Annotated in this window: 20 protein-coding genes; 2 read left to right on the forward strand and 18 right to left on the reverse strand. The window is 43.1% G+C overall.

Annotation, left to right across the window (positions count from 1 at the left end; genetic code table 11):
• Positions 1-2: 2 nt before the first annotated feature.
• From BMX82_RS11930 to BMX82_RS12915, 10 genes are all read right to left on the reverse strand, one after another.
• Positions 3-476: a cysteine peptidase family C39 domain-containing protein gene (locus BMX82_RS11930; protein WP_091769266.1), complete on the reverse strand. Its 474-nt coding sequence runs from the start codon at positions 474-476 to the stop codon at positions 3-5.
• A gap of 288 nt (positions 477-764) precedes the next feature.
• Positions 765-2945, reverse strand: coding sequence for a peptidase domain-containing ABC transporter (locus BMX82_RS11940; protein ID WP_036909776.1), 2181 nt, complete (start codon positions 2943-2945; stop codon positions 765-767).
• Positions 2942-3799 carry a glycosyltransferase family 2 protein gene (locus BMX82_RS11945; RefSeq protein ID WP_051949644.1) on the reverse strand — a complete coding sequence of 286 codons (858 nt, stop codon included), beginning with the start codon at positions 3797-3799 and terminating at the stop codon, positions 2942-2944. The genes BMX82_RS11940 and BMX82_RS11945 overlap by 4 nt, the downstream gene beginning before the upstream one ends.
• Before the next feature lie 2 nt (positions 3800-3801).
• On the reverse strand, positions 3802-5709 hold the full coding sequence (locus BMX82_RS11950) for a S46 family peptidase (RefSeq protein WP_091769272.1): 1908 nt from the start codon (positions 5707-5709) through the stop codon (positions 3802-3804).
• Entirely contained in the window at positions 5706-7205 is a 1500-nt protein-coding gene (locus tag BMX82_RS11955) for a radical SAM/SPASM domain-containing protein (protein ID WP_091769275.1), read from the reverse strand. Before BMX82_RS11955 ends, BMX82_RS11950 begins: the two co-directional genes overlap by 4 nt.
• Positions 7206-7291: 86 nt before the next feature.
• Positions 7292-7501, reverse strand: a complete 210-nt coding sequence (locus tag BMX82_RS11960; RefSeq protein ID WP_036909780.1) for a hypothetical protein — start codon at positions 7499-7501, stop codon at positions 7292-7294.
• 84 nt (positions 7502-7585) lie between these two features.
• Entirely contained in the window at positions 7586-8083 is a 498-nt protein-coding gene (locus BMX82_RS11965) for a hypothetical protein (RefSeq protein ID WP_091769279.1), read from the reverse strand.
• The gene (locus BMX82_RS11970) at positions 8080-8949 is read right to left on the reverse strand and encodes a DUF6734 family protein (protein ID WP_036909782.1); all 870 of its coding nucleotides are present in this window, start codon (positions 8947-8949) and stop codon (positions 8080-8082) included. The genes BMX82_RS11965 and BMX82_RS11970 overlap by 4 nt, the downstream gene beginning before the upstream one ends.
• Positions 8950-8969: 20 nt before the next feature.
• Positions 8970-11276, reverse strand: a complete 2307-nt coding sequence (locus tag BMX82_RS11975; RefSeq protein WP_177172100.1) for a TonB-dependent receptor domain-containing protein — start codon at positions 11274-11276, stop codon at positions 8970-8972.
• 7 nt (positions 11277-11283) lie between these two features.
• On the reverse strand, positions 11284-11592 hold the full coding sequence (locus BMX82_RS12915) for a hypothetical protein (RefSeq protein ID WP_143058369.1): 309 nt from the start codon (positions 11590-11592) through the stop codon (positions 11284-11286).
• Between the two features lie 457 nt (positions 11593-12049).
• On the opposite strand from BMX82_RS12915, the gene BMX82_RS11980 reads away from it, so the two are divergent.
• Together BMX82_RS11980 and BMX82_RS11985 are read left to right on the forward strand one after the other, a co-directional pair.
• Positions 12050-13615, forward strand: a complete 1566-nt coding sequence (locus tag BMX82_RS11980; RefSeq protein WP_091769285.1) for a helix-turn-helix transcriptional regulator — start codon at positions 12050-12052, stop codon at positions 13613-13615.
• Positions 13616-13833: 218 nt separating this feature from the next.
• Positions 13834-14226 (forward strand): hypothetical protein, encoded by a 393-nt coding sequence (locus BMX82_RS11985; protein ID WP_036909789.1) that lies wholly within the window; start codon positions 13834-13836, stop codon positions 14224-14226.
• 30 nt (positions 14227-14256) lie between these two features.
• Here the strand turns inward: BMX82_RS11985 and BMX82_RS11990 are convergent, their stop codons facing one another.
• The 8 genes from BMX82_RS11990 to BMX82_RS12025 form a co-directional block, all read right to left on the reverse strand.
• The gene (locus tag BMX82_RS11990) at positions 14257-15258 is read right to left on the reverse strand and encodes a DUF4435 domain-containing protein (protein WP_091769290.1); all 1002 of its coding nucleotides are present in this window, start codon (positions 15256-15258) and stop codon (positions 14257-14259) included.
• Positions 15255-16091, reverse strand: coding sequence for an AAA family ATPase (locus BMX82_RS11995; protein WP_036909793.1), 837 nt, complete (start codon positions 16089-16091; stop codon positions 15255-15257). The genes BMX82_RS11990 and BMX82_RS11995 overlap by 4 nt, the downstream gene beginning before the upstream one ends.
• Before the next feature lie 482 nt (positions 16092-16573).
• Positions 16574-17488, reverse strand: a complete 915-nt coding sequence (locus BMX82_RS12000; RefSeq protein WP_091769293.1) for a hypothetical protein — start codon at positions 17486-17488, stop codon at positions 16574-16576.
• A 26-nt stretch (positions 17489-17514) separates the two neighbouring features.
• Positions 17515-18996, reverse strand: a complete 1482-nt coding sequence (locus tag BMX82_RS12005; protein WP_091769296.1) for a thiol-activated cytolysin family protein — start codon at positions 18994-18996, stop codon at positions 17515-17517.
• Positions 18997-19170: 174 nt separating this feature from the next.
• On the reverse strand, positions 19171-20904 hold the full coding sequence (locus BMX82_RS12010; RefSeq protein ID WP_091769299.1) for a hypothetical protein: 1734 nt from the start codon (positions 20902-20904) through the stop codon (positions 19171-19173).
• Between the two features lie 224 nt (positions 20905-21128).
• Positions 21129-21767 carry an FKBP-type peptidyl-prolyl cis-trans isomerase gene (locus tag BMX82_RS12015; RefSeq protein ID WP_091769302.1) on the reverse strand — a complete coding sequence of 213 codons (639 nt, stop codon included), beginning with the start codon at positions 21765-21767 and terminating at the stop codon, positions 21129-21131.
• A gap of 3 nt (positions 21768-21770) precedes the next feature.
• On the reverse strand, positions 21771-23312 hold the full coding sequence (locus tag BMX82_RS12020; protein ID WP_091769305.1) for a glycine--tRNA ligase: 1542 nt from the start codon (positions 23310-23312) through the stop codon (positions 21771-21773).
• 126 nt (positions 23313-23438) lie between these two features.
• Positions 23439-26741, reverse strand: a complete 3303-nt coding sequence (locus tag BMX82_RS12025; protein WP_091769308.1) for a TonB-dependent receptor — start codon at positions 26739-26741, stop codon at positions 23439-23441.
• Positions 26742-26774 lie beyond the last annotated feature (33 nt).

The following is a 26774-nucleotide window of genomic DNA, read 5'->3' on the forward strand; positions in this document are numbered from 1 at the left end:
ACTTATACAGAAGGCGTCATGAGTAAGGCTATGCCTTCTCCGTCTTCATTACACCAATACAAGCAGAACTCGTTTTCATTGACTTTCATCCTACCACAGCTCGGGTCAGAGATATAAAAGTATCTCTGACCTGTGAGCAGTGATTTCCTGATGTCATAAAGCACAACGAAACGAGCATTATCCCAAAGAAGAATGCAAGGAATAGGGTTCTTCCGGCAAAGTCTTGCGATAGTTGTCTTTATTGACTGGGTCTCAAAGCCGATCTTTCTTGCGGCATCTTCTATTCTCTGCATACTCACACCATTTCCAGGAGGGGAACATAGTTCCCGAAGTTCAGAAAGGCTATACCTCTTACCATAATATGAAGCCATCGAGGCCAAAGCCGCTGGCCTGCTATCCATCATATCAGACTGAATGTAACAAGGAAACCTTCTAAGCCTTTCCCATACCTTCTTTATTATTTCTGTTATTCTCATTGCACTTCTTTTTTATAATGATTACACATCATGAATTTCCTCTAACACTTTCTATCCCACGACGGAATTATTAAGTGTATCAAATCCGGAAAAGATGTTGAAAAATTGTTTCTCCCCCGCCATAAGGATAAGGAAGACTCAACACAAAAACGAACAATGCCACATACAGTAACATGATAACAATAATGCCCCAACTTACGAACTTTGGAGGATTGGCGCCAATGATCCTACGAACCTTCTCTGATCTTATCTCGATATGGCTCTGATTTATATTTTTTCTACTCATCATTAATTTCCTAATTCTAGTTGGTTCTTTATCAGATGATAGTACAATCCCTTCTTTTGTATCAGAGAGACATGGTTACCACTTTCAGCAACACGACCATGATCCAACACGATAATCTGATCCGCATTTTTGATAGTGCTTAGCCTATGAGCCACAACGACGACGGTCTTTCCCCGATAAAACTTGTCAAGGTTATCTACAATCTCACGTTCGTTCTTAGCATCAAGTGAATTAGTAGCCTCATCCAGGAAAATAAAATCTGGATTTTTATAGACCGCCCTAGCAATCAGGATGCGCTGACGTTGTCCAAGACTCAGCCCTAGCCCATCACGTCCTATCTTTGTATCATATTTCAGTGGAAGAGACATTACAAAATCATAGATACAGGCTATCTTGGCAGCCTCATCCAAACGCTGTTCATCCACGGCTCCATCGCTAACAGCAATATTACGAGCGATAGATTCAGAGAAAATAATGCCTTCTTGCATTACAACGCCACAATGCCGACGCCACCACTTCAAGCTATAGTCCTTTATCTGATGTCCCGCAATCCGAATTGACCCAGCCAGAACCGGATAATAGGCCAACAGCAACTTCATTAAGGTGGTTTTGCCACTGCCACTGGCGCCAACAATAGCTGTAACCTTGCCTTCAGGAATGGTGAATGAGATATCATTCAATGTATTTTGAAGGGCATGCATATCGTATTTGAAATCCACATGATCGATGATAATGTCCTTGTGTCCATCGAAGCTATCCAGCTTAACATCCCCACTTTCCTCATTGTCTGCCTGATGGATTTCGTTAATTCGGTCCAATGATATCTTGACATCCTGAAGATAATAGACAAAGGTCATCAGGTTCTCCACTGGCGAGTTCAATTGCCCGACAATATACTGTATGGCTAGCATCGTACCAAGAGTTATCTGTCCATTAATAACCGCAGTTGCAGCCAGCACTGTTATAAAAATATTCTTAACCTCATTGATAAACACACTTCCAGCTTCCTGAGTTTGTTGTAACTTGAGTGACTTCATCTGGACATTAAAAAGATCAGCCTGTGTATCTTCCCATTCCCATCTACGACGTTTCTCACAATCCTGCAACTTGATTTCCTGCATAGAGGTAACAAACTGATAGGTTCTATTCTTGTTAATAGCCTGCTGCTCAAACAGCTCATAGTCAATGATTTTTCTCCTTTTCAGGAAATAGGCAATCCAAAGGCCATAGATAATACTTCCCAACAAGAATACGCCAAAAATCAATTTATTATAGACCAAGAGGACGCTACCAAAGACAATAAAGCTAAAGAAAGTAAACATTACACCCAACAGTTGGTTGGTTAGGAACAATTGTACTCTGGAATGGTCGTTCATTCTCTGAAGCAAGTCGCCCATCAGCTTTGTTTCAAAGAAAGACATCGGAAGCCGTAACAGCTTAATAAAGAAATCGCTTACCAAGGAAATGTTGATTCGCATGGATATATGTAACAGCAACCAGCGGCGGATGAAATCTGTTGAGGTCTTGCCGATAACAATTGCCAACTCACCCAACAATATAGCAAAAATGAGGTGAACATCCTTATGTGCTATTCCAAGGTCAACAATACCTTGTGTAAGGAATGGCATGACCAACTGCAGCAGACATACAAAAAGAAGGCTAAGGAAGACTTGCATGAAATACCGCCGATACTCCATGATATAGCTGGCAAGGAATCTGAAAGAACGCCTTTCATCAATACGATCTTCATTCTTTTCATAGAATTCTGATGTAGGCTCAAAGAACATGGCAATACCCATATGCTGACCATTTCCCTTGGTACTGACCCAATGACGTTCAAATTCCTCACGATTATATTTTATCAGTCCTTTTCCTGGATCTGCAACATAGAAAACGTTTCCGTCCTTAACTTTATACAGAACCACAAAATGCTTCTGATTCCAATGAAGTATACAAGGCTTGTCACCATGCGAAAGCTTATCAACAGATATACATGAAGCCCAGCTATTCAGTCCGATAGCCTTGGCACCATCGGAGATGCTTTTTAAAGAGACTCCAGTCGTTCTGGCATGGCAATAGTTAGATACCTCTGTCAAGGATATTTTCTTACCCAAATGACAGGAGATCATAGCCAGACAAGCTACTCCACACTGCATAGCATCTCTTTGTCGGATAACCTTCATCTAACCTCAGATAAATAATGATAATACATATCCGATATACCCTTCAGGAAATCCGTTTTCTTCATCTCTTTCCTTACATACCTATCGGTTAATGCCTGGATAGCAGGCATATTCTGTTCCTTATTTGAGTTCAATAAGGCCGCTACTATATAATCATAGTATTTCTTTCTAACCTGAAGCATATAGTATCTCACCTGTTTGGCCTTGGCACATGTCAACTGTTTGTCAGAAAGTCGATAATGAACCAGTTTCTGCGCGACGTTACCAAACGACATACCCTGTAATGCAGAAGAAACAAGAAGGTCGTAGTCCTCACACAAGGGACATTGTGGATTATAAAGCCGGTCCTTCATACCGCGAGCAATTAACGATGAAGTCCGAAACATCATAACAGGATGGAATATCTGTACACCCCACAGCAGATCGGAAATAATACGTAAGTTCTCCGTTGGAGCCGTATAGTCAGTATTTAACCGACCAAAGGAATCCATAAAAGCTCCACAGATATCAACATCAGGATGTTGCTCCATATAATGAATCTGTTCTGAAAACCGTGACTTGCACATCACATCATCGGCATCAATATGAGCAATATACTTTCCAGACGCCTTGGATATGCCCAGATTCAGTGACTGGATATAATTCTGATGGTTTCTGTACAACCGGATCCTACGATCACGGTAAGATGCCACAATCTCACACGATCTGTCAGTTGATCCATCGTCAACGATAATAAGCTCAAAATTTTTATGGTCCTGAGCCAGAACAGAGTCTATACACTGACATATAAACGACTCCTCATTGTGCATGGTGAGCACAGCAGATATAAATATTTCGTTATGACTATCTTTCATATTCAAAGTTCTTTAAGTATTCGTTTTGAATCATTCCTTGACAGCAATATCTGTATGATATAATCAACACTTACACATATATTCCGACAAACAGAGGGCAGATAATAGTAATCTCCACAAAGGCCGTCGAAAACTCTATCAAAGTTGAGTCCAACCATCTCGCCACGTTCATTGATTACTGGGCTACCGGAATTCCCGCCTGATGTATGGCAATTAGTAGTAAAGTTCATCACTACCTGTTTATCATCAGACAAATGATCTCCTAACTTATAGCCATAGCCTGACCAAGCGTTGCCTATCTCACGATTCAGGCTTGTAGCCCAACACTGCACACCAGTTCTTCCATATGACACCCGTAAAGTTCCATTTGTACCTGACCAGCGAATCAAGCCACAATCATAAAGCATAGCAAGAATTCTATCTCTCACTCCATTAAGTTGGCTGGCATAAGAGACCAAACGTGTGCCGACATCAGACCGATAAACCGAGTCTGTATACTCGAGATAGCTAATGGCTGGATCATGGTGCACCTGTCGACTACCTGACAATATAGACCTTACTGTATCTTTCTGGACTAAAGAGGAACGGCTGTATACGTCTTCAACATAATCATTCACCCCCATTTCCCCATTTCTGATGGGCTTCGGGACAAATATACTATGTTTACGAGAAAGATAGTTCAGCATACATCTTGTCATTGCTTTCTCCATTGCAATATCCGACGAGCCAAACACTCTATCAACTAATTGACTTAAGACATTTGTCGTAAACCTATTCTTATTTTTTACCAGTCCTGCCGAGTTGATGAATTGGATAGCCTGAATACATCTACGATAGTCATCGTCATATTCTATTAAAGGGCCTATCAATCTGACCAGCGAATCGGCCTGATGCCGTAAACGACAGAAATCCTGGAACTTTCCTACATCCTGTTTGCGGAGCAACACACTGCACGAATCCTCCCTGGCCAGCAGTTTCTCAGGTACCATATAGCGCATAGCCCCTGTAATTCTACCAAGAATCTTAAGTCGCTCGTTATCCAATGAGGACACATCACCCTGATATTTCTTGATAACGCCTATTCTCAACGCCAGAATCTCTGCACGCCTTACCATACTATAAAGAATGCTTTCATCTACATCTGCAGAAATCCAGTCATTAGAGGCGCCACGAGGAAAGCCTAACACATAGACTTCCTCATTGGGAAGAACCCCATGTTCGCACATTTTCAGATAATATCCGGGGGAGTATGGTTGTGACTCCCCATCACCGTTTCTCACATAAGCCCGCAATATCGCAAAGTCGGCACTCATCCGCGGCCAATGCCAGTTGACAGCATCGCCACCATAAAAAGCCATGTGCCGGGGAGGACAAAAAACAAGACGGACATCATCTATCACAGAATATTCGTGCAGAAAATGACTGGTACCATAGAACTCTCGCTTGATTTCCTGAATATTCCCCTTTTGGCGAGGTGGGTATCTTAAACAAATCTCTTTTACCAGAGAATCCCATTTCTGACCTTCTGATAACCCTTGAGCAACCTCAGCAGACACATCGACTGTTCTAACCAATTGCTTCAAATACAGGCCTTTCAGTTTAAATTCCGGAGCTGTTGGACTGGTACAGAAACCATTTTCCATGACATGCTCCATCCCACTACCCTTTGCCACCAACGACCTGATGACATGCATATTGGTCAATACAAGTCCTGTATTAGAAATAAAGCTACCCGATCCGCCCTCACCTATAGCCACTATAGCATCCTTTATGGAAGGTACGTTCTCTGAGTAGAAACAAAGAGAAGAACCCCGTGTTGAGGGATGGAAGTCATGGATAGCCCATAAGCCCTCATCAGCCTTGATCGGCAGCCCCACGAATAAAGTCAAGAAGATCAGTAATTGTCTCATCCGGCCTTATAAGATATGTTGTTATTCATTTTGGGAGCGAACTTACATCTGGGATCAGGGAAATCCCATCGATCGGCACCATAAGCCTTGATGACATCAGTCCAACATCTGTTTCTGTTGATTCTGAAACAATCATCAAACAATTTGCAAGCACTACATGGGCTCTGTTTGTTTATTGTCTCTTGCTTCAGATTCAACAGTCTGTTTGCTCTTGCAGAATTCCAGACTTCCGAAATGCTTTCATTCGTCAGATCACCAATAATAAAATTCGGATTCCAGTATAACTGTTCACAAATAGTGCATTTGCCATCAGGCAGAACAAACAGGTGATCATTCAAAGCCGAACATTTTGCACCTCTGAATGTAGAGCTTCCACCCTCTGCTGAATAATATGCCTTATCAATTTCTGTACGTGGGAACAAAATTGAGAATGAAGCTTCTTTTCCGAGTGTACCCTCTGCATAAGCATATAACTCTTCCAGCTGAGGCACCGTTGCCTTAATAGAGTTGAAGTTATCCATGGACTTCTGGTTAGAGAACATGGCTGTTCTGATTTCCCAGCTCTTGATATGTTCTTTTCCCTTCAGAAAATCAAACAAGGTATCGATGTTTTTCTTTGTGCAGGTAGCCTTGGTCAGAACGGTCTCTACTCTATAAGAGATGCCTGCTTCTTCCAACAAATCCAAACCTTGCCTTACTTTTGACACATAGCATGGATTGACATGTAACGTATCAACAGCAATATTTGGAATAAGGGTGTCTATCGACAACTGGAGCGTTCCCTTATAACCACTCTCCAACAATCCCTTTACGATTCTTGGCGTGATAGGTACCTTCGTTGAAATAGTATCAGGGCCGAAACCATTATCAGTGAGTTCTTTCAGAACAAGCTCCCAGTCAGGATGCAAGAACACCTCACCACCAATTAGGAAGATATTGTAAACACCAAGACGCTTAGCCTCTCTGATAATCTCGAAGATTCGTTCTGTGGAAAGGTGCTGCTTCACCTTGGTCTGAGTATCAGCATAGCAATAACAGCACTTCGTGACACAGGTGTTCGTCAGCATGAACGTCATCAGATAAGGAATTTGAAGTCTCTTAGTTGACAAATCCACATCCTTGACAAGGGATTTAGGAATACTGAATGGTACGATGTCACGCTGGTCTACGATACTATCGGATGGAACCAAAACATTCTTGGGAATCTTCACATTAGAGTTGTTTATCTTAATGCAAAACTTTTCTTTATTCATCCAAGGAACGAGGATTTTCCTTGCCTCTGCCTGAGTAACGCCCAAATCTTCAGCTATAACGCTTGCGGCCTGCTCTGCCGAACTACCACCTGAGAACAGCGACAACAATCTAGCATGATAAGGATGGATCAAAGTCTTTGCCGTATCTGAATCATACTTCTTCATGAATCTGGAGTGAAGCAGATACCTATTACCATCTTTACGAATGGTATAGTCAGGATTTAAATAATATTTTGTTTCCATTTTAATTCCTTTTTTTGATAAGGGAAGGATATACCTGTTATCAAAACATGCATATCACTTCCCTTCTGATTAGAACCTTCTTCTTTTTAGTTCGCAATCACACAAGCTGTTGATACATTGATGCAAATATTGGCACCAATTACGCACTGCTGAGTATAGCAGTCTTCGTCCAGATCAACATCCTCACCACCCTCAACATTGAACAGTTCTTCTGAAGACAGAACAGGATTCTCCTTCATCTCTGTTGGGTTAGCTACATTCATTACGTTCTCTTCTTTTTTAGTTGTTGTTTTCATTGTTGTAAAATTTTAAATTGTTAAACACTATATAGACGTTAGAATATCTCTGCGCACAAGCTATCCCTTTGTCTTTTTCTTTTTTTATTCAATCACCAAGAGTAAATCTGTTATATACATCTCAATAATTCTTCTCATTTTCCGAATCGCGACTTCCGTATTTACTCCGCCAAAGATTGCCACAAACATCGATATGACCTCATCTACACTGAAAGACGATTTCTCATATTGTTTTGACCAAGCATATAACAATGCTCCGGAGTTGCCAATGAACTTAGCATGGCCTTCAGTCTTACCTGTTACCAACGTTGACGGATACAACACGCATAACCCTTTGTTCAGTGTATGGTTCTTATCTGCGAACTGATTTTCAAAAAACACGAGATAAGGATTCAGTCTTAATCTCAAAGTCGCCTGTTCTACCCCCTTCTGAAACTTATAGTGGTACATGCCACGGGTAGCTTCGGCCTCGAATGAGGCATCTAACGTGCGATCCAGTTCCTTGACATACAAAGACTTCAGATAAGCCAGATCGGCTGCCGTATCTACGCGATATAACTGATGTTCTTTATTTAGTATCATATTGTATGCTGTTTCAATAAGTTTATAATATGTGCATAACACTCAGGATGTGCACAGTATAACAGTCTTGCCAGACGATCACTCGTTAGTTCCCGCTTTTTGTTAGTACCAATGTTATGTACGAAGCTGACATCTCTGGGCAACAAACTGAACAGAGTGAGTTTATACATCTCGGTATGAGGTAGGTCAGCAATCAAGTATTCCACTTTTTTACCACGCATCTCTGCAAATTCATACATCAGATATTGTTCCATGATAGTGTTGACACTGCTTACGCCACCCGAAAGATTTCCCAACTTGTCCCGATTCAGATCCAGGAAACGATAAACCAAGGAACAATAATCGTTGAAAAAACCGAGGTCATGACCACCTATAATTCCCATATTCGTCTCACACATATCAGCCGACGAAGGCTGGAAAGGGAATGAAAAATTCTTTTCATACATCTCATTCAGCAAGTTGATGCCATAGGGATAATTCCTCTCTATGTTCTGGGCCAGGATATCGGCATTCTCCATTCGCGTGGGAAATGGCTTCCATATATAGACATCACCATCCACATGGATAAATGGAACCTGTTGTGCCTCATAGGCAGCAATCTTACCAAGCGCCCAAAGTGCCGGATTCTCGTCGGAGAGTTTATCCAAGGTGGTATTACATGACGTATAAGGCAAATGAAGCTTATTGATTAGCAAATCAGCGCCTTCACTATCCGTCACCAACTCCACCTCGTCGTAGAACTGTTTCAGCTGCAGGCAACTCAGTGCCCAGCTCATATAATGAGCCTCCTTGCATGCCCATCCACCGTTCGGCGAATTCTGATACGCTTTGCTCCAATAGCTCTGTACGATCTTTGGTTTCTTCATAATTCTGGATATTATAATGATTAGAAACGTTTTTTCTCTGTATTTCCTGCACCCGTACCACGATAACGGTCACGAGTGACGTTGAAATTATACTGTAGTGTCAGCATCACACAACGCATTTCACTGAAGTTCCGTTGGAACATGGTGACAGCATCATTATAGAGTGTGACATCAGGACGTGAACCGTTAAAGATATCGCGAGCCTCCAGAGTGACACTTAGTTTCTTTTTACAGAATTCCTTATATAACTTGGCATTGACATAGGAAGAACTGCTGAGATAGATGTTCTTGTCATGACCAGATGTAGTCCACTGCCCATCAATGTTCAGCCAAATGTCCTGAGGCAGATGGATTGCATTCTGCCATTGTAGGATTCCTATGGGGGTATTCATGCTTTTATTCCTACCACCCACTGGAATACTGAACCATTGTGTAAACATACCCACATTAACCCGTGGCTGCCAAACACCAACCTTAAACTGTCCCCCCACAAAGGCTTGCAGGAAATGCTTCTTCTTAAAATTATCGTAAGTCAGAATCGTCATCTCACCATCTTCACTATATGGTTTGGTGGTGTTCACAATTGGATTGTCAAAATAGGAATACGACACCTGTGCAAAATAGTTCTTCCATACAGACATATACTCCAGGGAGTGCAGTTTGGTGGGCAGAAGGCGCGGATTACCCGACTCGTATGTCATCCTGTTCAGATAAGAGACGTTTGCATTCAGGTTCGAATAGGTCGGACGCTCCACTCTGCCGCTATACGACAATGACATCTGTACCTGCCCCAGTCGTGTGGCAACATTGAACGATGGGAACACATTGTTAAACTTCTTGCTGAGGTGATAGTCTGAATGCACTTTATCAGCATAATCATAGTCCACATACTCATACCTCAGACCTGCACCCAAGCTAAATAATCCAACTTGTTGTACCACCTCCAAGAAACAGGCTGTATTTTCCTCCTTTATCGTTGAAGAAGCATTATCCAGACCTGCATATGCCGTATTGAAATGGTTGTAGGTTCGAGAACTGATGTATTCTTCGCCCAACCTCAACACACCTTTTCCAACAGGGTAAGATAGCACTAACTTCTCGGCAATCATTCGACTCCTGTTCGTACTATAGGTCGTCACATCCTGATTCGCATACATCTCACTTTTCTCTTTATTCATAGTGCTCTGAACACCCTTGTTCCAGATGTAATCGGTATTAAAGTCGATATTGAGTTTCTTAATCTGGCCATTATAATACACATTTGCGGCATGACGTGGAGTATTCTTAATGGTGTTATCGGCACAAGTATTCCAATTGTCATAGAAGACTCTATCAACCAATACTGAACTCACAAGATTCGACTTTGTTTCATTCTTGGCATACTCATTCTGATAATAGGCACCTATGGAATGACTGTTATTGATTATCCATGAGAATCCCAGCTTACCAAGAATACCGTCATAACGCCTTGTATTCATCGTTGATAGTTGCTGATCCCATCTTGATTTGGCTAGAGTAGTCATATCAGTCAACTTTTTCTCCCTATTTCTACCTGTATTATACATGAAGTTCGAGAACAGCTCTAAGCCTCCACTACGGAATTTTAAATCCACCATGTTTGTACTCTGGAAATAATGCTGAAAACCGTTCGTTGACCTAAGTGTAGCACTCCAGCCATCGCCTTGAGGTCGCTTGGTCCGGATACGTATGACTGCCTTTGCATCGGCCGAATAAGAAGCACCGGGATTAGTTATGACCTCCACATTCCGGATATTGCCCGACAACAAACTTGACAGCTCCTGCGCATCGTTAATTTTGCGACCGTTGACATATACGACAGGTGAACCTTTTCCAAACACTTCCAGGTTACCATTGTTCTCAACCACCATAGGAATCTGTCTGAGGACATCCTTTGCCGTTCCTGCATGGGCCAGCACACTGTTTTCTACATTTGCTACCAAGGAGTTTCCTTGCAAGTGTATCTTTGAGGCGTTGCCTCTCACTACCACATCGTTCAACTGATTGTCAGAGGCAATCATTCTGATGTCGCCTAATTCGCCATCAGAGGCTATTTCCACCATCTTAGTCTCGAAACCTACAAACGACAGTCGGAGTTTCAATCCTACAGTGATATCACTTGACAGATAAAAGTCACCATTGCTATTGGTAATGGCACCAGTAATGAATGTGGAATCCTGCAAGAGAACGGCATTTACGAACTCCATAGGCTTACCATCTGCATCGAGGACACGCCCCTTAATATCCTTGCCGAATACTGACGACGAGAGTGCCAATGCTGCAATTATGATTATTGTCAAGCGTTTCATCTGACTTTTATTTATTATTTTCGACATCTTGCCATTCAATGATTCTATCCTTATCTTCATTACAGATAACATGGGCGATACGTTGTCCTTTCGTACCATCCTTTGCTACCACATAATAGATAACATTGGCCGAGAAGCGAGCTTCGCCATTCTCCATATAGTCATTGCAAAGGTATTTACCGCCAAATTCGACTGTTTCGCCATTGGTAAGAGTCGAAGACACATAATCTAAAACGGCCTCTTTGAGATTCTGATCCTCACGATTACCATGACCAGGCAAATTGACATGACCGCTCGTAGCGAATGTTAACAACATCACAATGGCGGCTATACAAACAGCTGACTTTATAACATTACTTTTCTTCATAATTCTTCTTTATTTTTTGTTTATTAAACCATTGTCTCTAAATTCTGTTTTTCAAATCCAGAAGACAACTTTTCTTTTCTCGTTTTCAATCGTCCGAATGACATTTATTTCGAAAAATTGTACCGCAAAGTTATGAACGATCTGAGAAAGAAACAAGCTTTTTTGGAAAAATTTTAGATGGGATGTTTCATTTTGAGAATATCGTAAATACCTGTATTACAGCAGTTTGCGAAAAACGCAGCATAGCCGTTTCTCTAATAATGCAGCATTGCAGCAGACTTTCATCATGCTTTTTACCTCAAATTTCGATGATAATATCTCAAAAATAATCTGTTAAGGTTTCATAAAGAAGAGAGAACATCATAAAAAAATGTCGTATATTTGCAAATAATAAACCTGAATAGAGATGAGAAAATATAAATATTACCTTTGGGGCCTACTCCTATTACTCATTTACAGTTGTTCGCATAGTAAATACGAGCAACTTTCTTCTATTAATCAGCTTATTGAGCAAGATCAGCTCGATTCGGCTGAGATAAAACTTGATGAAGTTGATTTTACCGAATTCAACAACAAGAAAGATGTAGCATATTATAACCTGATAAGATGTAAACTTGACTACAGACAATACAGACCAATGGATTCTGATACTCTGATAAATTTTAGTATCAATGTATTCCAAGAAACAGATAACGACTCTTTATTGGCAGAAAGCTATTTCTATAAAGGCGCCCAGCTATGTGATCAAGATGAGGTAAAAGAAGGATTCGCCAATCTACTTAAAGCAGAAAGAGCGGCAGATAAAACTTCCAACCTCAATTTAAGACATAAGATTATAGAGCGAATAGCCGAGCAATATATATATTCTGGAGACTACGACTTGGCAAAACAATATTGCGAAAAGAATTATGGTCTTTCCATCAAGGCCAATAACAAAGAATGGCTTGCGTATGCACATATGTTCTATATGATATTATATTATACGCAGGGGAATAAAGTAAAAGCGAAGTATTCCTTAGAGAAATGCGAACCATATATTAAATATGTAAAAGGAAAACAGAGATCCTATTTCTACGCTAATATTGCCAGCTTCATGCTGCCGGATAGCATACAGAAAGCCACAAAGTATATTTACCACGCTCTGGAAAATGACAAGAACAGCTATGGATTCTTTGTAAAAAGCAGAATCCATCAACTCCAAAAGGAATACGACAAGTCTATAGCGTACCTGGATTCTGCATATATCTTCAGTCGTAATATAAACGACAGAGCAACTATCACAAGCAATTTCTCCAAGCTATGTGAGTCCATCAAAGATTACGAGAGAGCCAACAAATACAACAAGCAACTCATCTTATTAAAAGACTCTATCTATAAACAGAGACAACAGAATAATATCAGGGGAATCATGGCCCAGAATGAATTTGAGTTCAGAGAATTCTTATTCCGCCAAAAGATTACCTATTTTATTTTCATCACCTCAATCCTGATTTGTATATGCATAGGCATATATATATTCTTTAAATTCCGCTCAAACAAGATTAAAGCAAAAGTCCTTGAGAACCAGTTACTGATAAATCTGTATTCCGACAAGATCAAGGACCTAAAAGAAGTCAGCACAAATAAGAATGATGAAGTAAAAATGCTGCAGGATAAGGTTGAGGATCTGAACCATAAGCAGTCAAAAATACTTTATGAAGGAAAGGCGCTGTACGAAAGCATGATTAACGGGGCCACTGTTGTTACATGGACCAAAAGCGACTACCTGCATTTTATTGAATACTATAAGCTCATAGATTTCCCATTCGTCGTTCAGCTTGATACCGACTATGATCATCTTTCACCCAGGTATCAGTTGTTCGAGATATTATATCACATGGGGAAAACCGATACAGACGTTGAGCGGATTATGGGTATCAGCAATAGTACAATAAGAGCAACGAAGACAAGAATCAAGTCGAAAAAACTGTAAATCACTCTTATTCTTGTCTGACTGACAACGTAAAAACGCTGCATTATTCTTTAAAAGGCGATGCTGCATTTTACGCAACACACTGTTATACAGATTGTTATAGACAACTTTCTACGCAGCAGGGGTTTTATTTTTTTCTTCAATAAACTTGTTACTTTTAGAAAAAAAGAATAGCTTTGCAGCGAGAAAATTTCAATAACAATCAAATTAAAATCATTATGAACAAAAAATTTTTCTGCTTAGTGATGGCTATATTCGCCATTTTACCTAATTACAATGTAGCAAACGCTGGAGACGATGATGATGACGTCATCTTTTACCCTACCGTACCACATAGAATAAAAAGTAAGCCCCATACCCCAACCACCGTATACGTCAACTATAATGAGTATATGGGAGCCGCCGAAGTTACCTTCACAAGCGTACTGGATGATGTTACAATAAATGTATATTATGAAGGCATGTTAATTGATAATATAACAATAGGTACAACCAACACTGGCGACAGCGAAACCATAAACTTCAATCAGGGAGAAGGATATTATACAATAGTCGTTAAGGCCAATGGCCAAACCATATATAATAGTACTTTTGAATATACAGATTATTAGTATTCCCATGGAGGTCGTGAACAATCCTCCCTACTCAAGAGGAGAAAGATATCTCCTTATATCCTCTTGAAGACGGCGGAACTGCTCTGACACCATATAGCCTGTGTTCTTCTTGAGCATCACCTTGATGTCCTGCAACGAGTTTTCGTAGCAGGACATCTCGTTTCGTTTCTGCGTTCTATGGGCCGCAGCATGGTATATCTCATTCTGGCGTTCCTGGCGGAGCAGGTTGCACACCTTCGACAACATAGGCGACACCACGGTATCAAACAAGTGATGACCCTGTATATATAAATAGGTTGTCTGTGGAGTAACACCCAGTTCTTTCAAGTCTTCCTTCGTCTTGAGATACTCCTCCTTCGCATCAGGGAACTGACGCTGCAAGTCGTTGATCTTCGTGTGCACCTTACGCTTCACGTTGGCTATCGACGGCTCCGGGTTCTGTACATTAAAGCCACCGGGGTCGGCAATGCGGTTGAAATCGGTAATAGAAAACTTCGGATAGTTACCATTGCGATAGACCATGATTGACCAGACAAACAGAGGGAACAGCGCTTCACTGAAACGCTCGAAATAGCCACGGAAGTCGAATATACGGTGATCGTTGAGCGTCACCGACACACACACATTATGCAATGAAGGCGCATAACACTGGAAGTTCTCGATGGCATAGACATAGGTATGAAACACAAACTCACTCTCCAGCACCCGCCTCGATTGCTGCGTGCGCCCCTGTATCAGGTAATCGTAGTCAGCATCCACACAAGCTATCATGTCCTTTCCCAAAGGCTCACCCTCCAGAAAGTTCATCAGCACCGACTTCTTACCACGCGTCAGATTCATCTTCGAAGGTAGCATCACCTCGAAGTAGCGTTTGTCGTTCTCAAACTCTGAAAGCACCGTACGCCAGAAGTAGATATCATCATAGCTCTCCACATAGGCCACAATCCTATGACGGGCGTTTTTCGAGGTCAGCGCGTTAGCCGCCTCGAAGTACCTGCTGTTCAGATTATCCCTCAGCCGTTTGCTCATACCGTGATATCCGATACCTCAGTCACGCTATCTATCCAACCATTCATCACCACAGCTGGCGAGTGGGTCGTCAGTATAATCTGCACGTTGGGGTTCAGTTCTATGCAAAGGTCTATCAGTCGCTTCTGCCACTCTATGTGCAGACTCACCTCGGGCTCGTCCATAAAGAGCACATAGGGTTGGTTGTCTTCTACCAGCACGGTGAGCAGGATGGCCAGAATCTGCTTCTCGCCACTCGAGAGCTGATAGGGTAACAGCACCTCGCCTATCTGCGTAAACCTCAGCTCGTTCTCCGTTCGTATCATCTTCTTGCCCGTATCGCGGAACAGTTCGTCGACGATATCCTGAAATCTCGTCTTTTTCTGCGACAACTGCTGAGCCGCCTCGGCATTGCCTTGCTGAAGCTGCTCGATGATGCGATTGCCAATGTTCACCTGATAGTCGAGATACTTACGCTGCAAGTTGTAGAGCTGTATGTCGAGCAGCGAACCGCCGCCCACACCAGCCAAAGCCGAAAGCGCCTGCCGCAGGAATCCCTCGCCCTCAGCCAGCGACTGCTGCAGGTTAGAGTCGAGCGAGCGGATCATATCGTAGCGGATCCACTTGGCATCCTCGGGCACCACGTCGAGCCTCACGCCCTTCAGCATGTGCGAAGGGAACTCGCCCCCCGCAGCCAATCCTTTCACTACTTTATTCAAGATAGTACTCTTACCCACACCATTGGTACCGCTGAGGATGTTCACCTGACGGTTCAGATCCCACACGATGTGTTTCTTCCCGCTCCAAAGCGAGTCAATCTCTATCCGTTTAATATAGTCTGCGTACTTCGGCATAGCTTTTGGTTTTTATCATCACTTTGCAAAAGTAGCAAAAAAAGCCGAAAGCACAAAACTTTCGGCTAAATTATTACGAAATACGATATCATCCGCATGTCGCCAAAGTGAAAGAAAAGGCAGAAAAAACGTCTGAAGCGAACAACACCCCACCACCTAACCTTTTCTGCTGAAACACCTTTATATAAACGGGATTTCAAGGGTTAGGTGTCTTAGAAAGAGGTAACCCACACCTAACCTATCACCTCACCTTTTCTCTGACTATCCTATAGTTAGGTGTTGGGTTAGGTGTTTGGGCAACACCTAACCCTCCAAACCTCCTTTATACAAAGGCGTCACGGGAAGAAGGGTTAGGTGGTTAGGTGAAAATAGAAAAAACAATTGTGACGGACTAAGAGATAGATGGGAAGTAAGCAAAGTCATAGTTTGTCGTAATGAAACTATCAGTTAGGATAGTCCAAACTCCGAGTAAGGATAGGGTTTTAACGGCATAAACTTAGATAGATATATTCTCCGCCAAAGGAGTTCTTTGCTACGACAGAATCCAAATTGAGTTTTTGCCCATCGAAACTACACGCTTGTATTTTATTAGCAGAACAATCACCCGAGTTGGTTATTTGAAGAATATGTCTCTCATTGTTTCCGAATAGATGCCGACTGACAAACTCATAAGTGATATTGTAGGGTTCTTGAAGCGTCCCTTCGGCATCATAATAATTATGCATAGTACCCTCGATGGCAAGAGCCACATTCTGCGTACCATCAAGATTATCTGTCACCATCAGGCCTCTTTGAATAGGTTCAACATTTTGTCCCATAAAACCACTGATTGTAACACTATAATCTACTGAGTATATATACGGAATCTCCACGGATGGAAAGTTAAACACCACACAAAACTTGGCTTGGCCCTCTTCTCGGTATGTTTCCTCTGTTCCTACTAGCAACCTGACAGGGGTTTCTGCAGGCCGACAGAAAACACTATTCTCTGTGTTTGTGTAATAAAGTGAGCTGTAACTGCCCGTTGAGTGCACAGAATCAAGTCTGAACGTGCTCTCAACCACAGTTACAGTCTCACGACCCAGATAAACCCTAGAGAAAAGTTTTATCGTATCCGCTCCACCTGATTCAAGAGGCAATACAGGTTTAAAACCCAAATAGGTATTCCCGTTGCTTTCTACAAGATAGGCATTGATTATACTATCATTATTGGCAACAATCTGAAAATCAGTGTATCTATCTTTAGCCAGATGATGGTTTTCGATATCCACGATATCAATCAGCACCTCTTTGGCATTAACATTCAGGTGTAATATAGATTCCCCTATTTGCTGTTCTTTATCACAAGAAAGCAAAAGAAGAACCAACGCAAAAAGAGATATCCTCCAGGTCTTCATAATACAAAAGGATTTTCTTCTTATGCTTATTTTTTCTTGATAGTTGTAATCCCCATCAGTTTATAGTCTGGACTTTCGAGCAGTTTAACATCAGTATACCGTTCCCAAACGATGTCGGTCTCCCACTCACCTCTTCCTGCAGGATGGTGTATGGTTCTAGCCTGATAAGAGTTAAACGAGAATAGAGGCATCGACGTACCATAGCCAGCATTCGAATACTCCTGAACATAGGTTGTATCCATACTATTATAGGGAGCATCATCATACGTCACATCGAACTTAAACCTAAATTTAACCTTGGGATGCGCAATCGTAGGCACCTTGGCCTGATTGGCATAAAAATTCATTGAGTAAGTATGTCTCTCTGAGTAGGCAGCCCATGAATAATTATCGATAATCTCGACATACAGCGGTTCGCGACGGATGTTGTACTTGAACTTAATCTTGGCTAAGGAGTTATCGGCCACATTGGCAAAAGAGCAGAATATGGGCACACCTGGCTGCTCGCGAGAGAACTGCCCCTTGGTGATGTGATCAACAAAACCTGTGAATCCGTTGAAACTCTGTACTGCGGTGGTTCCGCTGCCGCCAATGAGATAGACCTTGAAGTCACAGCCATTCAGAAAACTCTTCTGCTCATTGTTCATATAAGAACTGCCCTTTGTGAAAAGCGTATGGAAAGACTCCTGAAGCATTCTCTTCGCATAGCTGGCCTCTGCATTGGTCTCCAATGTCAACAAACCAAAACGGCCATAGGTGATGGAGTTGATATACACTGCTGAGTCCATAAGTGCTGACGACACATTTGCATACGGAATACTTGGGGTATCCATTACTGCTGTGAAACTGCTCTGCCAGAACTTCAAATAGAGACCTGTCGCCTTGTTGATCTGATGCTCTATGCCACTGCTCGACGAGGATGAGCCCCAGAACAAGAAACTGGTATTCGTGTTACTACCGAAAGCTGACTTCAACTCATTATACGACGTAAACTGCTCTATCGAAAAGAGAAACTCATCGTTCTGCTTAAATGACGCCTTGGGTATCTGCTGCTTAATATATGCCGTATACTTGGAATAAGAAGGACTGCTTATCACACCAGGGTCTGTCCCCAACAGGGTCAAAGAAGCTGTTACCGGCTTCTTTGATCCTGGGACGGGCCTGTATGTACAATCCGCCACAGAGCTTCTATACAAAACATTCCCTAACCATACATGAGGACTGTACTCTGGCAGGACTACCGTCTCATTGGTCGAGACATCCTTCTCTACCGTGAAATAGTCGTCGCCAGAGCGAGTGCTCCTCCAGACTCCATTGCCACAACTAAACAACGTGGAGTCTTCGTCCAACAGATTGAATGGGTTGCGGCTCGTACTGATAGAAACGACATAGTCATCTGGATGATGAAACTTAACCGGGGATGTTTCCATCTGACCGTCGGATTCCTCTGTACAACTGGAGAGAGGAGCTATAAACAGAAAAGAGAGTAAATACTTATATAAACGCATAACTTTTTATAGTTGATATTCTAATTTTACTTTGCACTGCCAGTTTATGCCAATTGCGGGTACAAAGTTAGCAAGTAAATTAGAAAGCAATAAAGAAAAGTATTCTGAAGATTTTACTCAGATTTTACTTGTTATGCAATACTCTCACAATCAAATACTTACACAAAACATAATTCACGAGAATTGCATCAACAATTCATCCAATTCTTTAGATTTTCCACCTTTATCAAACATCTTTTTCATCAGATTGATGCGGATTTTCGTGATAGATGAAGGAGACAGGCCAACCATATTTGCTACAGTTTTAGGATTAAAATGTAAGCGAATAAGAATACATGTCTTAAATTCATTCTCCGTAAGTTTAAAACTCTTTTCTGATATAAATTTATAAAAGTTGGGAAGAATGTCAATAGCCATCACATATACCTGTTGCCATTGATTGTCATCAAGCACCACCCCTTTTGTTGCCAGTTTACATAAATTGCCATATATCACAGATTTCTGCAATCTTATTTCAGAAGATTCACTTTGTAAACCCACCTTGGCTTTGTATGCTTCAATATCTTCTTTCAGCTTTACAGCCTTACTTTCCTTCTCCATAAGCAATTTATTTAAGGTCTGCTCATGGGCGCGCAATTGAATAACTTCCGAATGAATCTCTGCCAAAGAAGAGAGATCGGCCTCATATTTCAATCTTTCTTTCTTCCGTCCCTTATATATTCTCCATCCTATCCCAGTACTTAAGGTTATAATTATAATCAACAAAAGAACAGAATATCTTGCCCTTTGCTGTTCCTTTTCCGCTTTATTCTTTGCTTGCTCCGCTATTTTCTGATTTCGTGTATAGTCATACATTCCCTGCATCTGTTCGACCTCTCTTATTGCCATCTGAGCATAAGCGGAATCATTCATATCATAGCTATACAACGCATATTTTACTGCCGAATCGGGCATATGTTTCTTCTGGAATAAAAGAGCCAAGCCCCTGGAGCCTCCATTTTGATTATTGAAATCTTTACCATCTCGTAACTCCTTACGAAAATAATATTCTGCAGAATCTAGAAGATTAACGGCCATATAATAGCAGCCTTTAGAATAATAATATGTCTCTCTACCTTTTTCTATATTATTATTAGCATCAAAGAAACCAGACTCTTGCTCGTATCTGTCCATGTATTCTTTCGCTTTGGAGAATTGGCGCTTATCTACCAATTCACGCAAAATTGAAGCACAGAGACTTACAGCTTGCTTTCTGTAGCCACAGGCATCTAGGATATCAGCTATATCCTCACAGGCAATAATCGCAGAATCTTCTTTTTTCTGCCTTTCGTATATAAAGACTTTTCCCTCCATACTAAGTAAGGCGTTCAACGTATCCTTTCCTTTCCAACCGTATTTCGCAGATAAGTTTTCACATTCCAATTCATAATCATAGAGCCCTTGCTGATAAAACACATTGCTCATCTGACCATAGACACGACTGAGTTGGCGATAGTCACAATCAGCAGAAGCCGTATCTGCCTTCTCAGAGGCAGTTTGAAAACAGCTCAAGGCCATAGGGGCCTCATGAATATCATAATAAGCTCTTCCCAAGAGATAGTAGGCTAACATCTGCTCATTGGGAGTTCCATGTTCGTCGAAATAATCTACTAATATCTGAGCCTGGTCTGTACTACGAAAAAGGGAATCCACTTTATTAAGGGCATTCAGTCGATGTAGATGATAAAGCATGCGGAAACGCTTACCGAATTCATCTTCGTGCTGTCCAAGACTGTCGAGAATCATCATTGCCGAATCCGGTTTATCATGCATCAGGTCCTTTGCCTGGTTCAGCATATCAACATACGCCTGCTTTTCTGAGCAAGCTATTAGCAACATTATCCCGATAATTATATAAAATCTTCTCACGTTTCTATCCTTTGGCTTGCAAAGATACGAAGAAACAGGCAAAAAACCAAATAAGGGACAAACCTTTTAAATATAAATGATAGTTGTTATATGCGCACGCGTAAAGGATAGAATTCTGGCATAATCACAGATTTCTTCGGAATTAAGCGTCACTTTTTGAAAAATAGCCCGTGCTTTTTCCGGAAAAAGCACGGGCTATTTTTCAAAACGAGCCTAATTTTTGTCTACTTGAATATAGGGCGGTATTCGCCGGGATGCCAAATATCGGCAACAGCGACCTCAAAGATAATAGTACTATAGCCGGGGATTGATGAAGAACCAGTTTCACCGTAAGCCAGCTGATAGGGAATATAAACCATCCAATGATCGCCTTTCTTCATGTTTTGGAGAGCAGTACAAAAGCCTTGAGTAAATAAAGAATTTGCCGTTCCTGTACTTGTTTGAACTGGATTCCAACTTACGCAGGCCTTCTGCATACCTGCTGTGCTCCAATCAAAGTCGCCCAGAAACGTCTCCTCAAACACGTAGCCCTTCTCATACGACTTAGAAGGAATCAGCCTTCCACGATATGTGTATAACACCGAATCGGTGAAAAGAGCCGTCTCTGTGCCACTACCCGACTCCAGCACTTCTACATAGATGAAATCAGAATTAGACACATTAGATGTTGTGGTGACATCCTTAGTGTAGGTGAGAATTTTCTGGTAGTTGGGATTAGCAGCTAATTGACTGATAAAGGCCTCGTTTTTCTCCTGCCAGTTATCGAACTCACCCTCTTCCTCGCTTTCCTCGCTGCACGATGATACCATCCCCACAAGTGGGAACAGTATCACAGCCAGCAATATGTATTTCCAGTTCTTCATTGTTTACTGAAGCTTCTTCAACAGACTTGCGATGCTCACCTTGTCCTCGATAATAGAGTTGAGGTCGCTAATCTTTACGCGCTCCTGCTCCATGGTGTCGCGGAAACGCAGAGTGACACAGCCATCAGTGAGCGTATCGTGGTCGACAGTAACGCAGTAAGGCGTACCGATAGCATCCTGACGGCGGTAGCGCTTACCGATAGAGTCTTTCTCATCGTACTGGCAGTTGAAGTGGAACTTCAGGCTGTCGATAATCTCACGAGCCTTCTCGGGCAGACCGTCTTTCTTAACCAGAGGCATAACAGCACACTTAACTGGTGCGAGGGCTGCGGGCAACTTGAGTACGGTACGAGTCTCGCCATTCTCGAGTTTCTCCTCCTCAAATGCGTGGCACATGATAGAGAGGAACATACGGTCAACACCGATAGAAGTCTCGATAACGTATGGAGTATAACTCTCGTTGGTCTGAGGATCGAAGTACTTGATGCTCTTGCCAGAGAACTTCTCATGCTGAGAAAGGTCGAAGTTGGTACGAGAGTGGATACCCTCAACCTCCTTGAAGCCGAATGGCATCTTGAACTCGATATCGGTAGCGGCATTGGCATAGTGAGCCAGCTTATCGTGGTCGTGGAAACGATAGTTCTCAGCACCGAAGCCCAGAGCCTGGTGCCACTTCATACGTGTCTCCTTCCACTTGGGGAACCACTCCAACTCGGTACCAGGAGCTACGAAGAACTGCATCTCCATCTGTTCGAACTCGCGCATACGGAAGATGAACTGACGGGCTACGATCTCATTACGGAAAGCCTTACCAATCTGGGCGATACCGAAAGGAATCTTCATACGACCGGTCTTCTGTACGTTCAGGTAATTCACAAAGATGCCCTGAGCAGTCTCCGGACGCAGATAAACCTTCATAGAAGCATCGGCGCTGGCACCCATCTCTGTGGCGAACATCAGGTTGAACTGACGAACGTCGGTCCAGTTCTTGGTACCGCTGATGGGGTCAACAATCTCCTCATCGAGGATAATCTGCTTCAGAGCCTCAAGATCCGGTCCCTGCATAGCCTCAGCATAGCGGGCGTGCAGATTGTCGCGCTTCTCCTTGGTTTCCTTTACGCGCTCGCTGGTCTCCATATACTTGGCCTCATCAAAGCTGTCACCAAAACGCTTGCGGGCTTTCTCCACTTCTTTCTGAATCTTCTCGTCGTACTTGGCAATCTGATCCTCAATCAGTACATCAGCACGATAACGTTTCTTTGAGTCGCGGTTATCAATCAGGGGATCATTGAAAGCATCAACATGTCCGGAAGCCTTCCATATAGTAGGATGCATAAAGATGGCAGAATCGATACCCACGATGTTCTCGTGAAGCATTGTCATGGACTTCCACCAGTACTGCTTAATGTTATTCTTCAACTCAACGCCGTTCTGACCATAGTCGTAAACAGCACCTAAACCGTCGTAGATCTCACTTGAGGGGAATACGAAACCATACTCCTTACAATGACTGACGATCTTCTTAAATACATCTTCTTGTGCCATAATAATCTTAAATTTGCAAATTTGCGTGCAAAGGTACGCATTTAAATTTAGAATCAAGAATTAAGAATTAAGAATTAACAAAAAATCAGAGATTAATCCTCGCCAGATAGCGAGGATTAATCTCTGTTAATTAAACAGATAGCGGATAGTGAACATAACCTGATAGGTAGACGACAGACTGAGGTAGTTCTGATAGGTCTTCAGGTGTCGCTCGCCATTCACTGTGTTATAGATGTACTTACCATTGCTGTACGACAAGAGCGAAGTCTCAGCAACCTGCTTATAGAGGCCCCAGTCATGGCAGAGGAAGTTGGCTAGATTCAGGATGTCGACACCCAACTGGAGGGCATGCTTCGTCTTTCCTATCCCGACAGTCAGATCCTGCTGGAACTTGAAGTCGAGCTGATGGTGCCAAGGCATCTTAGCGCCGCCACGTTCAGCATACTTGCCTGTACGATGTTTCAGGTAGTCATCTTGCTGGATGTAGGCCCAGAAGTCGTCGCGCTGCATCTGAGCGGTATATACCTGATGGCTGACACCATAGGTACTCTCAGCGAAATCCCAGGAATCGAGTTCCTGACGCGAGGCTGGCACATAGATGAGGTTGGCAGGAGCCAACGCATCGTTGTTCACATTGGTTGAGAATATGTAGGAATAGCGACTAAAAGCATAGTCATTAAGATAGCCATACTGATAGCCGTCGTAAACCAAACTGAAGCGTGAAACGGCATACTCCGACTCTTTCAGCCGATAGCTGGCTGAGAGGAGCAGACGATTGGGAGCCACATAGGTGGCATAGCCTCTTTCATTATCGTTGACGGCATTGATGGAGAAGCGATAGTTGTTATAGGCCGACGACACCTGATTGCCAATACCGTCGGTATAAGTCTTGGCCTTGGAATAGGTATAGCTGGCTGAAAGGTCGAGACCGAAGCCAAACGACTTGCGTAACTGGGCACTCAAAGAGAAATAGTAGGCCTTAGAACCCGCATTCTCCAAGACATAGGCCGAAGAGCCCGCATCGTAATATGACATCTTATGGCGCACGTCGCCATGCCCCAAGTCGACGGTAGAAACGCCATCCCAATAGAAATCGCGATTAGACACCACAACGGGGTTCACGTCTTTATTCATGATACCTTCAATAGTGAAGTCGACATCACCAGGAAGCTTGGCATCAAGGGCCAGAGAGGCTTTCCACGTCTTTGGCATGCGCAGGTCATCGCTCAGAATGGTGGCACTACCGGGGATGGAAGTCTTGCTGGTAGCTCCTATCTGGCGCAGCATATCGTCCTGACTGGTAGTAAAAGTGGGTATAACACCTTTGGTCTGTGAAGCGATATATGAGGTCTGCCCCATACCGGAGTTGCCGACTGCGGAGATGAGCCACACAAACGGCAAGCGCCCCACAAACAGGCCCGTACCACCACGCAGGATGAGGTCGCGATTGCCCGTGATGTCCCAGTTAAAGCCAATGCGTGGTGAGAAAGAGAGACTGGCTTTAGGCACATTGTCGGTACGGAAATGCTGTCCGCCAAAATCAATATTATAGTAGTCTTGATTGAAATTGTCCTTCAACTTTGGATAAGACGGTAGCTCGAAGCGTGCGCCTAACGACATGCGGAAACGGTCGGAGAGACTCAGGTTGTCTTGCAGGTAGAGCGACCACTGGTTGGTGCTCATCTTCGAAACGAACGGGGAGTGACCATCATTATTTCCATAGGTGATACCAAAAAGACGGGTGTTGGCAGGAGTGAACACAGAAGCCCAATCACCTGCAGCCACCTGTTCGGGAGTTGCCTGGAAGGCGTAATAGCCCGCTGCCGCCTGGGCATAACCATTGGCAGCATAGTCGTGTTCAAACTGAATACCACCAAAGAGGTTGTGCTTGCCCAACTGAACATTCACCTCGTCGGTGATGACGGTTGTCTTGGTCTGAGCCACGTTATTATAGGTAAACAGGTCGCCTGTAAGCGCCCATGAGGGATAAATGCCCTGGCCGTTGTCCATCACAATCTCGACTACAGGAACTGACTCGCCATACTCGTTGCTGCGAGGTTGATCTTGGAAAGAATATGTACCACGCAGGGTATTATGCAGTTTGCCGAACTTGCTGTTCAACTCTACGGCGAATGAGGTAAAGTGAAATTCTGTCATATACCGACTTGAGAGCGATGACATACCGTAGTCGGTGTTGCTACCATAGGAATTCTGATTGCCACCATAGATTATCGACGTACGGTTGCTACCAATGCTGCGTGAGGCCGAGGCCGGATTAGACTCCTTACGATTTGACTTAGTGAAACGAACATTAAACTTATGGTTGTCGCTGATGTTCCAGTCTAAACGAGCCAAAAGACGATAAGCCGGCGTCTTGAGATTATACCCCTGCCATGGACCTGTGGTTAGTCCATAGGTATTCTGAATGTAACGTGAAAGGCTTTCCAGTTCCTCAATACGCGGACGACGGTTAGTGGCGGTATAAGGTGTACTGCCATTGCCTGCCAACGCCGCGGGTCCCGTCACTACATTCTCTTCGATCTCAGCATTCACAAAGAAAAAGAGCTGATCCTTCATAATCGGCCCTCCGAGGGACATGCCAAAGGTGTTATTATGGCCTTTGTCAATAGGCAGAGAAGTGTCTGCGATATGACGCCCCTTCAGAGACGTGCTGGTCATATAAGTATAGGCAGACCCTCTGAAATCGTTGGTACCACTTTTGGTAACAGCATTCACACCACCACCCGTAAATCCGCTCTGGCGGACATCGTAAGGAGTAATGGAAACCGTCATCTGCTCAAGCGCGTCGAGCGAGATTGGCATTCCACCACCAGGCAACGGACTTGGTTCCATGCCGAAAGAATCGTTGAATGAAGCACCATCGATAGTGACGCTCGACTGGCGATAATTACCACCACCAATGGCCATACCACTTGCAGAACTCGACTGAGGTGTCATCTTCATAATATCAAGCATGGTACGCCCTATGGTTGGAACAGCGGCCATTTGTGTTGCGTTCAGGTTTGTCACAGCACCTGAACGGTCGCTACGCATGGTGTTGTTGGCCTTTGCTACTACTACCACCTCCTGAATCATCTCTGAGCCCTCGCTGAGCGTGGCGTCGACCACAGCATTCTGCCCCAGCGCTAACTGGATAGCCGAGTACTTGGCTGTCTGGAAGCCGATATAGGATATCTCTATATCGTAAGGACCACCGGCACGCATACCTGTAATTGTATAACGTCCATCGATATTAGTGATAGTACGATAAACAGTCCCCGAGGGCACGTGCTTGGCCATAACAGTGGCTCCAATAGCTTCCTCGCCATCGGCCATCACGATACCAGTAACACCAGAGGTGGTGACCTGAGCTACAACGGTTGCCGACATCAATACAGCCATGACAATTGTTAATAATCGTTTCTGCATGTTGGTAGTGTATTGGTTTCTAAATTGGTTTAT

This window comes from Prevotella sp. khp7 (assembly GCF_900109055.1).
GTDB lineage: Bacteria > Bacteroidota > Bacteroidia > Bacteroidales > Bacteroidaceae > Prevotella.

Coding starts and splice junctions, on each gene's coding strand:
- BMX82_RS11930 (WP_091769266.1), bottom strand. CDS start 476: ATGAGAATAACAGAAATAATAAAGAAGGTATGGGAAAGGCTTAGAAGG.
- BMX82_RS11940 (WP_036909776.1), bottom strand. CDS start 2,945: ATGAAGGTTATCCGACAAAGAGATGCTATGCAGTGTGGAGTAGCTTGT.
- BMX82_RS11945 (WP_051949644.1), bottom strand. CDS start 3,799: ATGAAAGATAGTCATAACGAAATATTTATATCTGCTGTGCTCACCATG.
- BMX82_RS11950 (WP_091769272.1), bottom strand. CDS start 5,709: ATGAGACAATTACTGATCTTCTTGACTTTATTCGTGGGGCTGCCGATC.
- BMX82_RS11955 (WP_091769275.1), bottom strand. CDS start 7,205: ATGGAAACAAAATATTATTTAAATCCTGACTATACCATTCGTAAAGAT.
- BMX82_RS11960 (WP_036909780.1), bottom strand. CDS start 7,501: ATGAAAACAACAACTAAAAAAGAAGAGAACGTAATGAATGTAGCTAAC.
- BMX82_RS11965 (WP_091769279.1), bottom strand. CDS start 8,083: ATGATACTAAATAAAGAACATCAGTTATATCGCGTAGATACGGCAGCC.
- BMX82_RS11970 (WP_036909782.1), bottom strand. CDS start 8,949: ATGAAGAAACCAAAGATCGTACAGAGCTATTGGAGCAAAGCGTATCAG.
- BMX82_RS11975 (WP_177172100.1), bottom strand. CDS start 11,276: ATGAAACGCTTGACAATAATCATAATTGCAGCATTGGCACTCTCGTCG.
- BMX82_RS12915 (WP_143058369.1), bottom strand. CDS start 11,592: ATGTTGTTAACATTCGCTACGAGCGGTCATGTCAATTTGCCTGGTCAT.
- BMX82_RS11980 (WP_091769285.1), top strand. CDS start 12,050: ATGAGAAAATATAAATATTACCTTTGGGGCCTACTCCTATTACTCATT.
- BMX82_RS11985 (WP_036909789.1), top strand. CDS start 13,834: ATGAACAAAAAATTTTTCTGCTTAGTGATGGCTATATTCGCCATTTTA.
- BMX82_RS11990 (WP_091769290.1), bottom strand. CDS start 15,258: ATGAGCAAACGGCTGAGGGATAATCTGAACAGCAGGTACTTCGAGGCG.
- BMX82_RS11995 (WP_036909793.1), bottom strand. CDS start 16,091: ATGCCGAAGTACGCAGACTATATTAAACGGATAGAGATTGACTCGCTT.
- BMX82_RS12000 (WP_091769293.1), bottom strand. CDS start 17,488: ATGAAGACCTGGAGGATATCTCTTTTTGCGTTGGTTCTTCTTTTGCTT.
- BMX82_RS12005 (WP_091769296.1), bottom strand. CDS start 18,996: ATGCGTTTATATAAGTATTTACTCTCTTTTCTGTTTATAGCTCCTCTC.
- BMX82_RS12015 (WP_091769302.1), bottom strand. CDS start 21,767: ATGAAGAACTGGAAATACATATTGCTGGCTGTGATACTGTTCCCACTT.
- BMX82_RS12020 (WP_091769305.1), bottom strand. CDS start 23,312: ATGGCACAAGAAGATGTATTTAAGAAGATCGTCAGTCATTGTAAGGAG.
- BMX82_RS12025 (WP_091769308.1), bottom strand. CDS start 26,741: ATGCAGAAACGATTATTAACAATTGTCATGGCTGTATTGATGTCGGCA.